Source organism: Legionella pneumophila subsp. fraseri (assembly GCF_000586315.1).
GTDB lineage: Bacteria > Pseudomonadota > Gammaproteobacteria > Legionellales > Legionellaceae > Legionella > Legionella pneumophila_B.
This window is the reverse complement of the sequence record NZ_JFIM01000017.1, coordinates 104,430-115,826: the sequence shown is the minus strand read 5'-3', so window position 1 is coordinate 115,826 and position 11,397 is coordinate 104,430. Positions and strand designations below refer to the sequence as shown.

Here is an 11,397-nt window from a genome sequence, read left to right as displayed (position 1 = left end):
AATGCCGCCGGAATTGGTGATCATTTCGCTCCGGAATACACATGATTCACTTGGCCTATGAAAGTAAATTAGATAACTTGCAAAAACAAAAGGAAATTCAAGAAATTAAAAGTCAAATGGTTTTTTATAAAAACGCTCAATATGAATTTGAAAATATGTCAATTTTAAATAACCAGGATCCAGAAAAGGAAGGGGTAGTATATTTTGAAAAAATATCGAGTGGTTTATTTAGATATAAAGTAAAAATGAATGATGAAATCTTTACTGATGAGATAAATTTATCAAATTTAACTAAAAACTCAGAGGGAAAATTCATCCACATGAAAGATGATTTTTCTTTACTCAATTCACTGAAGCAACAAATATTAGATATTACATCACAAAGAGGACACACCAAGAAAGAATTAACTTTCTGGGGTAAAATACAAATTATCTTTAAAGCTATAGCCACTGGTATCGAAAATGTACTTGGAGAACGTCATGAAGCAAGCAAATTAGAGTTTCTCGGTAATTTATTCCATTATCCCTATGAGACTGTTAAAGCTGAACTTTCTGGTCAGGCTGAACATGCTAATGTATTACACAAAATAATCTCAAGATGCGAACAACAAATAACAACTGCTTGCTTAATTGAAAAGCAATCAAGTATGAAGGGTAGGCTGAGGGAAATAATATTACCCAAACATGAAGAATCTCTAGAAAATAGTAATTCACAGATCTCACACCTAACTGTGTCAATCTAAAAATTTACGCTCTACCTCATTTATTCTCGTTGAAATAGGTAGAGCTAATTTATACGCATAGCTTTGTTCTAAATGAATTCATGTTAAATAAAATCAATAGGTTAATTAATTAAAAATTTGATTCACGCTCTGGGTGACCCTCAATCTAGGATCTTGATCTTCAGGAGCAACATGTTCATTACTGTTTTTTATAGGTTTCATTGTCTATCCTCAGGTTAAAAGTTGTTTGGGTGTAAGTTAAAATCAAAAAGCCCGTAAAATATGGCAATGAATAAAATACACCATAATTGTACTTTAAATGGCCAATTTAACTGTAGTTTAAATAGAACAATTTACGGTTATAAAGGGACAATGTGAGCTTATCCAAAGAAGAGTAGATTGGAGCAAGGTCCCTATTCGAGACGTGAAAGGCTCTTAAATGAACCTAAAGGGGGGGAGCAAGGAAAGTCCTATTATGGTGAAATCTTTATATGTGTTCAACCATCTGGAAAGACGGGTTTGGTGCTGTAGTGCCTCTATGGGCGAGCCTCAAGAATAGTCGTTGTATAGGGGAAACAATTCCAATCCTTTTTTACTCCATTGATGATGATACTGATCTCGGAAATTTGCTCTAAACCTCCTTGGATCCCTGTATTCAAGAAACACACCTTGTTAATGCCATCCATTGTAATGAATAAGTTTGTAGTGCCAGGGCTAAAAGCGATATTTGGAGGCCAATAATAGAGATCATTGCTGTGTTCTAAAGGAGATGGCAGTCCTTTTACCATGATAGTTGCCCCAAAAGACACAGTGCAGCTCCACATTAATAATAAAAAAAGGGTGGGTTTCATAAATACTTATCCTTTTGAATCAATAATATGTTAAAGAGATTGCCTAAAAGGCATTCTCTTACATACTCCAATACTATATAGGATAGACTATTATAACGTGGTGCACTTGATTGGAACCCCCTGAGATAGGATGAGTAAGCACATAATAGAAGGCAGCCCCCTATGCGACTTTTTCAATGTAGTAAATCCCTTTTTGTTTTTAAACTCTCTGTTATGTAAAAACACTTAATGGGAATATGGCTCTTTGCATCAAATGCACAAACTGTGCATAACAGGATTGTTGGGGAAAGCCATCTTATGATAAAGGCATAGTAGACTGGTATTTTTTCTGTCTTATCATTTTATATGGCATATAAATACCCTAAGTGTGCACAATTTTGATAAATTTGGTTCTTCGGTTATCATATCTCATACATTTAGCAACTTGTATATTTGCAAACAATGACGCCATTATTTCCGCAAAAAGGTCAACCTATAACCATAAAACAAGGTAGGAGTGGGGTTTGCTTTCTCCTGGCTTGCCTGGATTGTTTGCTCAATGGTGAAACAGAAGGGGCAGATATTATTCGCGAAAAATTCAAACAAACAAAGTCCGGCGTCATTGTCCGAATTAAACGTACTGACAATACCATGAAGGTGCATTGGGAAAAAATGACTGGAAAGTATATTTATTCTTATGATCCAAGAACTGATGAGGACGTTATTTTTATCGATAATGAAAAATTAAAAGAAATTGATAACAGTAAAAAAGGGACTAGCTCCAATTCGCTCGCAGTAAAAATTTTAGAGCGCATTAGTGCTTATTATTACCAAGTAGCGTGGGATGGGGACAGTCTTTTGGCTCATAAACTACACCCAAAATTTCGCAATAATCCTATTGCCAAGCAAAGCGATACTACATTTCTAGCCAAGCTTTTGGGTGTTCATGTCACTTCTTTCTATGACCCGCGCAAGCTGGTTAAGCTTAAAACAATAGACCCCATGATTCCTGTTTATGTAGGGATGAACTTTGGGAAGCTGGATAGATTGGGCAGGTACAGGCGTCATGCACTACGTATTGGAAATATTAAGCCTTTAGAAGATGGAGAGTATGAGGTTACTTTAATCAATCCCTGGAATAATCAGAAACAAACCACCTGTCTGCTCACCGCTCTGAGGAAAAGGAAATGTCATTTTGCCGTATTTGACAGCTCCCCACAAAAAAAATTATTAACAGAAATTTTTTTGGAATATAAGACCGAGATAGGATGTGAGTTATTTCGCAACAAAGAATTGGCCTTTTTGTTATGCGAAATGAAACAATGTGGTTTATTGGATAGCGAGCTTGCGAAATATCCGCTAAGTTCATGTATGGTTTTGTATAAAAAGCTCCCCAATTTGGTTGCAAACTACAGACGCCTTCCCTATAGCGAACGATACAATATGCTAATATGTGTTGCTAACTCCAATGGTCATGTGCGTTTATTCAATAAACTAATGCAAGGGTCGTCAGTAGTTGACAAGCCATCTGTGGCGAGGCTGCCACAACGTGTATATCTCAGTGCAAAATCATTTTTTGCTGACTTGTTTGCATCGCTGGAAGCGTCTTTGGATCGGGTGCACTACAATGATTTACTAAAAGCACTAAGAGCCAACTACGGCCATTTGCGTTCTGTCAATACGGCGTTAAATCAAGTTGAAAATAGACAAGGGATCTACTCTAAAATCGAATTAAAGAGCTTGAATCAGCGTCTTGAGCGCCTGGGTTTCTTTATGAAGTGCCATACCGACCCAAGAGGCCATCGTCACTCTGACCTTGGACAACAGCCAAACTTTTGTGACCGGTCGACTGAAAACTTGAACGCTAAAAGCCATCAAGATAAAGGTGTTTCGCTTTGATATCCAGGAACCTGGAAATATCTGTAAAGAGCCAGAATAATGCAATGGGAAGAGGGGGCTGCAAGCCTCGGTTTTGGGGTGCCACCAATATAAAATAGGGTCAAGCCTTTCTTGTAAGCTTGGCTTCACAAGTTATTTTCCTGAGCTGGGCACATTATTTTAAATTTGAAAAGACAACAAATATCGAATTTTACATTTACAAAAAACAAATAAATTTGTATTGTTTGAGTTCATTTTGTTTAATAAAAGAGATTTCCTCTATGAAGCGATACATCTGGTTTCATCCATCCTATGTTTTAGAGTCTGCTGAGGCAACTTTGCTTGGCCAGCAAACCAATGCCAAGGATCATGGTTATATCTTATTAAACGATCAGGAATTAGGAAAAGTCACATGCGAAGATCATCTGACAATCATGGGACATTCCACACTTGCACCAACACCAGCAGAAGATACCGGATTGTACATACAGGGGGATACAGCAGATGATCTAATCAGACGATTAACTACTAATGGTTTAAAGGAAGCCCCCAAGATATTGAGCCTTGAATCTTGTCGAGCAGGAATCTCTGGTGGCCTTGCCCAGCAACTGTCACGCTCTCCTTTTTTTAAATACACGTTGATTGAAGCGAACCTAAACAGCGTAGGCCGAAAACCCATGGAAATGCAGTGGAATTTTCCAACGGACTCATTGGGTCGCGCCGTATTAAAACTGGATAACAGCCCTTGGATGTTCTATCTGGGGGGATTCCTGGTCGGGAGACTCACTCATGATACCTATACCACGGAGGATTTGTTTAGCCTCCTGTCTCCCCCAACTTTTCATAAGTATTTCTTTGCCCATTATCAACCAGGCTTTTTTGGAGGACGATCCGGACGCCATTGTTTGTTTAACAAGACCACAATAACATTGGAAAAAGCATCAAATTTTGCCCACGAAGATCAGGATTCAGCCAGTGCCAGGGCTCTTGAAGTGGTCTTGAAAAAGCTTTATTCTCAACCAGCTTAATTCAACATCAACATGACTTACGAAAAAAATCACTCTCTTTGTTAAAAATGTCTTTAATTTGGCCATTTGGTTTATCTAAGCTCCCTTATTAGCAATATTTTTTGCCTTGACCTTGGGGTTTTTCGTAAGTCCTGAGCAATAGACTTTTAGTCAGACTCACCTCAATAATATTAAGGAACAATATGATGTAACACATGATTATGCAAAATGACTTTTGAGAGAAAACTGGTTAAAACTGAAAATAATTATTTTTTCATGACCTAAAAGAATTGTTTAAAGGTCTATATCATTGAATTGAACGTCTATGGGTTTAATTTCCTCGCAATTTGGCAGCGTCAAAATGTGATTATTTTCTGATAAAAAATAATCCTTTTTTATTGGCTTTGACGTAATAGAGTGCTTCATCCGCTCTTGCCAAGAGGGTGTTTATCGATTTGTCACTTTGCTTTGAAATGGTCCCTCCAATGCTCACGGAGATGTGAGATTTTGCCAGCTTTTTTTGTAGCTGTTGTGCTTTTCTTTCCAGGATTTTCACGTCAATGCCTGAAAAAATAATAGCAAACTCATCGCCGCCATATCGAAATACGTTATCCGTTTTACGAACAAGCTTTAAAGATTCCTGGGCAACTTTTTTTAATATCTTATCGCCATAAATATGCCCTTGCGTATCGTTTATTCCTTTAAAATCATCAACATCGAAAAATAATAATCCAACTGTTTCCTGGTTCTGATGAAAGTTTTTAACCGCTTCATTCCCTGCAATGAAGAAATTTTCCTGATTGTAAACATTGGTAAGTGGATCAGTCTTTGCTTTTTCAGATAATAGAATATTTAAATTCTTGATTGCGGAGAAGTCTTTTTCTATTGCGCCTAAATAACATAAATTACCCTGCCCGTCTCTCAAATATACTATTGAAAAATTAATCCAATAAGGTGTTCCATCCTTAGTATAGTTTAATAAATCCACATTGATATTCATTTGAGCTTTAATTGCTTCTTTTATCATTTTTAATGTGTTTTGATCGGTTTCCTTACCTTGAAGGATACGTGGTGTTTGGCCAATAATTTCATTGGCTTTATATTTTGAAATTTTTTCAAAGGCTTTATTCACCCAAACCACTTCCGGACCATTAGGTGCATCAAGTGGTTCCGCTTTGGTTATAATGACCATATCGCTGGTTTCATCAATTAATTGAAGTTTTGCTCTTTCAATGTTTGTAAGCATTTGTCATATATCCAATAACCAATTCATTTTTGTGTGCTTGCTTTGATATAGTCGGGTATTTTTTCGTAAGGCATAGGTTTCTCAAACAAAAAACCTTGATAAAAATCTATGGCATAATTTTTTATAATCTGTAACTCGTCTTCTGTTTCTATGCCTTCGCAGATTATTTTTATCTTTAGTTTGTTAGCCATCTCACATATTTTTTCCAATATGATTTGTTTGAATTCATTTGTATGAATCTGGCTAATCAATTCTTGATCAAGTTTAACGTAATCAGGTTGTAACTCAGTAAGCAAATTCAAAGAGCTGTAACCGGAGCCCAAATCGTCAAGGGCGACACAGTAACCTTGATTTCTGTAATAATCTATTATTTTTAACAAGTGTTTTTTATCTTTTACTTCATCACTTTCAGTGACTTCAAATACAATTTGTGCAGGCTTAATGGATGTTTTTTTTAAGGATTGGTTCGTTGTTGTCAAGCAAAAAAGGGGATCGTAAATGGCTGTTGGGTTAAAATTAATGAAGATTTTTTTGTCAGCGATGTCAATTTTGCTCATATTTTCAATGTGGCATATACGTGCTTTCTTATCTAATAAAAAAAGCATGTCGCTCGATTTTGCTGCTCCAAATAAATCAGAGGAAGGCAGTATATTATTATCTTGCTTTCCCCTAAGAAGGCACTCAAAACCATAAGGTTTGAGTGTGGTATTATGCAAAATAGGCTGGCAGAAGGTTGATAGCCCCTGATTTTCAATGAGTCCAACCAGCCATTGAGACAAACACAACCCCACAATTTTTTTTAATGAATGCGTATGATTGAGTACTCTCTCTACGTTTCTGTCCGCGATATCAGTTGGCAACAAAACTGCTTTGCTGTCCTCAAGTTCCGCTTGTGAATAACATCGCTCCAGTGCATGACCTATGTCTTGTGCTCTCTCAGCAGTAAATAATAATTCGATAATTCCACTGTCTCTTTTATTGATATCAAAATTATTTTTGGTTAAATGCTTTAATAATTTTGAATAGCAATGACCTCGTGGGGGTAAAATGAGTAACTGGTAGGTTCCCGATAAATGGTAGGTTGTCACTGAATCGCATTTTTCGCAAGGCATGCTATTTCCCTTGATTGACTGGGTTTCCTTTAGTTTGATTATAGTATATGTTTTCCGTCGCGAGGCTTGGAGGAACCGTAATTACCAAGCAAGAGGAGAGACGTCTATAGGTGCTCGTCTGCTCTTAAGGTCAGTATTTCATGTCCATTATCGGTCACTAAAATGGTATGCTCCCATTGTGCAGATAATTTATGGTCTTTTGTGACAACCGTCCAACCATCGCCTAAAGTCTTGACCTCTTTACGGCCCAAATTGAGCATTGGCTCGATAGTGAAAGTCATTCCTGCTTGTAATCGTAATCCGGTATTTGGTTTACCGAAGTGCATAATGTGAGGATCTTCCCACATGGATTTACCAATTCCATGCCCACCAAACTCTCGTACTATTGAATATCCATGTTGTTCTGCGTGTGTCTGGATTATGTTTCCGATGTCTCCGAGATGAGCCCCTGGGCGGACTATTGAAATAGCTTTGTATAGGCATTCCTGGGTAACTTCTACTAACTTTTTAGCAAATGGCTTTATGTTGCCAACGAGAAACATTTTGCTGGTATCCCCAATATAACCGTCCTTTTGCACAGTCACATCAATATTAATGATGTCGCCATTTTTAAGCTTTTTCTCTGAGGGGATGCCATGGCATACCACGTGATTTATGGAAGTGCAAATGCATGCGGGAAACCCATAGTGGTTTAACGTCGAGGGAATCGCTTTCAAATCCTCGACAATATACTGACGACAAATTTGTTCAAGCTCCTTGGTACTGGTACCTGCAATGACATAAGGCTCTATCATTTCAAGTACGGATGCAGCCAACCGCCCCGCAACGCGCATTTTTTTTATTGCTTCAGGCGTCTTCACTAACATCGTATATTTCACCTAGTGAAGCTTGATGGACTAAAATTTTAAGAATGTCAGTATAGGTAATGGAGGGATTTTCTTCTGCCAATTTCCCTATTCTAATCCAATATTCTGCTTGTGAATTGATTGACCGGCTCATGGCTCTTGCCATCAGTTTGGTTGCTTCATGCAATTCGTCCGAAATTTTTACTATGCCCATATTTTCTCCAAAAAACTCATAATATAGCATTATAATATAAAATGATACATTTTATTATAAAATATATTTTCATGGGGAATCAATAAATCGGGCAATAGATTAGGGGCAGGCTTCCTTTTTTCCAGGCGAGAACAAGGGAGCGATGACAAATGAAAAAGAGAAAACTCTGGAGGTTTATATTGGTGGCAATAATAATTTTTTCTGAACTGCATAGAGAATAAAGGCACTGGTAACTGCCGGAATGATTGCCAGGAATGCAAAGCCAAAAAATAGATAGGAGAGCACTAACTCAACGAATGGTGATATAAAAACAAGCAAGAATTCAGGGAATTTCCATACAATGAGTTCGCGAATAAAAGCATCCAATATGAATAACATCAGTAACGAGACGTTTCCTACGTAGAACCCAAAAATAAAATAAGGATAAGGTTGATCTGAAAAAGTTTTGTATCGAAAAACAAACAACAAAGCGGCGGCAATAAATGAAGATAAAAATAATAAAGCACCGCTGAGATCTGATTTTGGCGAGGCAAGCAACATGCGCAGGGAATCATCATAACCGAAAGCGAAAAGGCATGAAATAATGCTTAATAGCCAATAGCTAAGTAGATAGATAATAAACAATTTCAATTGTTTCGCTGTCTTTTCTTTCATAACCAATTCCAATCAAGCTGTTTTAAACGAAGCTTCTATCTTTAGGATTTTAACACGACTCTTGAGGCATTGATGCAAGGGCATGATCTTGAACGGGCCACAGAGTCAATTTTTTGTTCTTCCCTTATCAAGCATAAGGCGTCATTAACTGGCAAGGATAGGAGTAAGACTTCCCACGCATTGCTTTGTTCCTTTCTCCTGTCTTACAGGGCACTCAAATATAGGGATTGTTCTACAATATAAACAATCAATTAGTTTTTTATGTGATTACTTTGTGTTATAATAATGCAAAAATGACTGGGATTTTCCAATGAATTTAAAAAAAGAAGTATTCTTAAACCAAAATTGTGCAGAAATGATGATAAAGAAAGCTGCTCAGTTGATTTTAGGCAGTGATCTTGATTTTGAATACACTCAAGGTGTGCAAGATGTCCAGGTTGATTTGGGTCCGGCTTTTATGTTTAGCCCAGACGAAGAAAAAATACTATGGGTAAGTGGGAAAAATCAGGAATCGTTAGAAAAGGATCTAGCTACTCTTAATAAAAGCAGAGTTTACTTTTTCCGTACCGGTACTCAAGGTGGGGCTGGCCATTGGCAAATCCTCTATTATGAGACTGTGAAATCAGGTTGGGTTAGTTATTCCTCTCAATCCAATCACTTTCAAGTGACCGATAGCAATGGAAAGTTAACAGTCAGTGGTAAGGGACTACTTGCCCCCCATACCAATTGGGGAAAGGAAAATGGAAATTATGCATTTTTACTTGTTAATGCAAGTGTAGAAAACATCATTCATGCAGCGAATTTCGTATATACTTATAGAACTCAAAATGAGGATGCTGCAATACAATATTGTGCGCTCAATCAGGCGCTTCATCCAGAAATAAAGAGCACAACCAGAGTCAGGGCTGAACCAGAAACTAGAACAATGGGAGAGATTGATAATCCTCCTAAAGATCTATCTTGCAAGATACTTAAAACTATTTACAGTAAGCATCTAGCCTTGTTACATGTCATCAATCGCCTGGAGGCAGGAAGTAAAAGCTACAATCCTTACTGGATGGGTAGTCAAGAGAAGCTCAATAAAATTTTTGAGGCACTTGGGCATTGTTATCAAAAAGGCCTTGATGTCGATAATGAATTAAACAATAGCAACAGCAAATTATCCAAAGCAATCAATATGCGCCGCCTCCCATCGCTTTTTAGTTTTTGGGGTGGAAAGAATGAATCCCCAGTAGAATCAAGAAAGATAATTGATGCAAACAGGATTGGCAGGCTAAATAATTTGTGAAAGCTGCAAATAGTTCATGACATGGCCACTAATGTTGTTGATAGTGCAAAAGGACAGACCAGTTTACGGTCATTTAATCATAAAGGTGAACGGATGAATAACTCAGATGGACAATCAATGACAAGAATTGATGAAATGGCACCTGACATCTATCGAATCAGCACTTCAATATCGCAAGAGGTAATTCCTGGTGGATTTTCATTTAATCAATATTTAATCGTTGATAAGATGCCTTTGCTATTTCATACAGGCCCTTTACAGCTTTTTCCTGCCATCAGCCAGGCTGTAGCGAAGGTAATTCCAGTAAAGTCTTTATCTTTTATAGCTTTTTCACATTTTGAGGCAGATGAATGTGGTTCGCTAAATGAATGGTTGAAAGTAGCTTCTGATGCTGTTCCTCTGTGTGGACAAATCGCTGCGATGCTTTCAATTAATGATATAGCGATGCGTAGCTCTAAAATCATGAGCGATCTGGAACAAGTTTCTTTGGGCAAACATAACGTACAGTGGTTGGATGCACCGCATTTACCGCATGGATGGGATTGTGGATTTTTGTTTGAAACCACTAGCAAAACACTATTTTGCGGCGATTTATTTACCCAGCCTGGGGCAGATCATAAGCCTGTAACAGAAGAGGATATCCTGGAAAGCAGTGAAATAATGCGGCAAACAATGGATTACTACGCCCACGGAAACAACCAGCGTCAGTTATTTGAAAAATTAGCAAACACACACCCCAAGGTATTAGCCTGTATGCATGGGAGCGCCTGGAAAGGAAATGGGTTTCAGTTGATTAATGCCCTGGCTGATAGAGTCTGTGGTGATGTGTAATGGTTCCGCACTCTCCAGTAAAGCAGATCAGAGTCAGGTTTTCCCCTTTCCCTGGCGAAAATAAGGGGCATGCATTATAAAGCCCTGATCTTTTATGCTTCAATGACTCATGATGCATTCAAGTCATGGTTTATTGGCCGATAATTTTTACCAGGACTCTTTTATCACGGCAGCCGTCAAACTCACCATAGAATATTTGCTCCCATGGACCAAAATCCAGTCTTCCTTCTGTAATAGCGACAACCACTTCTCGCCCCATGATTTGTCGTTTGATATGAGCATCAGCATTATCCTCACCAGTGTCATTATGGCGGTATTGCCTGATGGGTTCGTGGGGTGCTATTTGTTCAAGCCATTTTTTATAATCTTGATGCAAGCCGCTTTCATCATCATTGATGAATACGGAAGCGGTGATATGCATGGCATTAACTAATACTAAACCCTCTTGAATACTACTTTCCTTTAAGCATTCAATGACTTTATCTGTGATATTGATAAATCCCATACGCTCCGGGATATTAAACCATAGTTCTTTTCGGTATGTTTTCATGTTTTGGCGATAAATCAATATCTGGCAAACATATAGCATTCCTGGCTCTATTTCAAATGGATGACAATTTAAATTTAATCTTTATTTAGAGAAACTACCCGGGAAGTCATGGGGATATGGAGAAAGCATCCTATTAAGGCATTTTGAGCTTATGGTAAAAATGTAAATGCCTATAAGATTAACGTATTCAGTCAATTATAGATATTGGTGATTTGCAAAA

General features: G+C 37.7%; 12 protein-coding genes. 5 read left to right on the top strand and 7 right to left on the bottom strand.

Features of this window, described 5'->3' with window-relative positions; all coding sequences use genetic code 11:
- The first annotated feature begins 41 nt into the window (after positions 1-41).
- Positions 42-743: a hypothetical protein gene (locus CC34_RS0106105; RefSeq protein WP_028379247.1), complete on the top strand. Its 702-nt coding sequence runs from the start codon at positions 42-44 to the stop codon at positions 741-743.
- Between the two features lie 515 nt (positions 744-1,258).
- On the opposite strand, the gene CC34_RS0106095 is transcribed toward CC34_RS0106105, so the two are convergent.
- A complete protein-coding gene (locus CC34_RS0106095; protein WP_027228010.1) occupies positions 1,259-1,573 on the bottom strand; it encodes a hypothetical protein in 315 nt (104 codons plus the stop codon).
- 441 nt (positions 1,574-2,014) lie between these two features.
- Between CC34_RS0106095 and CC34_RS0106090 the strand changes: the two genes are divergently transcribed.
- Both CC34_RS0106090 and CC34_RS0106085 read left to right on the top strand, forming a co-directional pair.
- Positions 2,015-3,451 (top strand): hypothetical protein, encoded by a 1,437-nt coding sequence (locus CC34_RS0106090; protein ID WP_028378793.1) that lies wholly within the window; start codon positions 2,015-2,017, stop codon positions 3,449-3,451.
- A gap of 260 nt (positions 3,452-3,711) precedes the next feature.
- Positions 3,712-4,458, top strand: a complete 747-nt coding sequence (locus tag CC34_RS0106085) for a hypothetical protein (protein ID WP_028378794.1) — start codon at positions 3,712-3,714, stop codon at positions 4,456-4,458.
- 346 nt (positions 4,459-4,804) lie between these two features.
- Here CC34_RS0106085 and CC34_RS0106080 read toward each other — a convergent pair whose 3' ends face one another.
- The 5 genes from CC34_RS0106080 to CC34_RS0106060 form a co-directional block, all read right to left on the bottom strand.
- Positions 4,805-5,683, bottom strand: a complete 879-nt coding sequence (locus CC34_RS0106080) for a sensor domain-containing diguanylate cyclase (protein WP_028378795.1) — start codon at positions 5,681-5,683, stop codon at positions 4,805-4,807.
- Between the two features lie 23 nt (positions 5,684-5,706).
- Entirely contained in the window at positions 5,707-6,795 is a 1,089-nt protein-coding gene (locus CC34_RS0106075; RefSeq protein ID WP_028378796.1) for an EAL domain-containing protein, read from the bottom strand.
- 104 nt (positions 6,796-6,899) lie between these two features.
- A complete protein-coding gene (gene map / locus CC34_RS0106070) occupies positions 6,900-7,661 on the bottom strand; it encodes a type I methionyl aminopeptidase (protein ID WP_028378797.1) in 762 nt (253 codons plus the stop codon).
- Positions 7,642-7,854, bottom strand: coding sequence for a ParD-like family protein (locus CC34_RS0106065; RefSeq protein WP_010945919.1), 213 nt, complete (start codon positions 7,852-7,854; stop codon positions 7,642-7,644). Before CC34_RS0106065 ends, map begins: the two co-directional genes overlap by 20 nt.
- A gap of 174 nt (positions 7,855-8,028) precedes the next feature.
- Positions 8,029-8,508: a hypothetical protein gene (locus CC34_RS0106060; protein WP_028378798.1), complete on the bottom strand. Its 480-nt coding sequence runs from the start codon at positions 8,506-8,508 to the stop codon at positions 8,029-8,031.
- A 310-nt stretch (positions 8,509-8,818) separates the two neighbouring features.
- On the opposite strand from CC34_RS0106060, the gene ravD reads away from it, so the two are divergent.
- Positions 8,819-9,796: a Dot/Icm T4SS effector deubiquitinase RavD gene (gene ravD / locus CC34_RS0106055; RefSeq protein WP_028378799.1), complete on the top strand. Its 978-nt coding sequence runs from the start codon at positions 8,819-8,821 to the stop codon at positions 9,794-9,796.
- 93 nt (positions 9,797-9,889) lie between these two features.
- Positions 9,890-10,627: an MBL fold metallo-hydrolase gene (locus CC34_RS0106050; RefSeq protein WP_028378800.1), complete on the top strand. Its 738-nt coding sequence runs from the start codon at positions 9,890-9,892 to the stop codon at positions 10,625-10,627.
- Between the two features lie 130 nt (positions 10,628-10,757).
- Here CC34_RS0106050 and CC34_RS0106045 read toward each other — a convergent pair whose 3' ends face one another.
- Entirely contained in the window at positions 10,758-11,177 is a 420-nt protein-coding gene (locus tag CC34_RS0106045; protein ID WP_028378801.1) for a secondary thiamine-phosphate synthase enzyme YjbQ, read from the bottom strand.
- Between the last annotated feature and the right edge of the window lie 220 nt (positions 11,178-11,397).

Coding starts and splice junctions, on each gene's coding strand:
- CC34_RS0106105 (WP_028379247.1), top strand. CDS start 42: ATGATTCACTTGGCCTATGAAAGTAAATTAGATAACTTGCAAAAACAA.
- CC34_RS0106095 (WP_027228010.1), bottom strand. CDS start 1,573: ATGAAACCCACCCTTTTTTTATTATTAATGTGGAGCTGCACTGTGTCT.
- CC34_RS0106090 (WP_028378793.1), top strand. CDS start 2,015: ATGACGCCATTATTTCCGCAAAAAGGTCAACCTATAACCATAAAACAA.
- CC34_RS0106085 (WP_028378794.1), top strand. CDS start 3,712: ATGAAGCGATACATCTGGTTTCATCCATCCTATGTTTTAGAGTCTGCT.
- CC34_RS0106080 (WP_028378795.1), bottom strand. CDS start 5,683: ATGCTTACAAACATTGAAAGAGCAAAACTTCAATTAATTGATGAAACC.
- CC34_RS0106075 (WP_028378796.1), bottom strand. CDS start 6,795: ATGCCTTGCGAAAAATGCGATTCAGTGACAACCTACCATTTATCGGGA.
- map (WP_028378797.1), bottom strand. CDS start 7,661: ATGTTAGTGAAGACGCCTGAAGCAATAAAAAAAATGCGCGTTGCGGGG.
- CC34_RS0106065 (WP_010945919.1), bottom strand. CDS start 7,854: ATGGGCATAGTAAAAATTTCGGACGAATTGCATGAAGCAACCAAACTG.
- CC34_RS0106060 (WP_028378798.1), bottom strand. CDS start 8,508: ATGAAAGAAAAGACAGCGAAACAATTGAAATTGTTTATTATCTATCTA.
- ravD (WP_028378799.1), top strand. CDS start 8,819: ATGAATTTAAAAAAAGAAGTATTCTTAAACCAAAATTGTGCAGAAATG.
- CC34_RS0106050 (WP_028378800.1), top strand. CDS start 9,890: ATGAATAACTCAGATGGACAATCAATGACAAGAATTGATGAAATGGCA.
- CC34_RS0106045 (WP_028378801.1), bottom strand. CDS start 11,177: ATGAAAACATACCGAAAAGAACTATGGTTTAATATCCCGGAGCGTATG.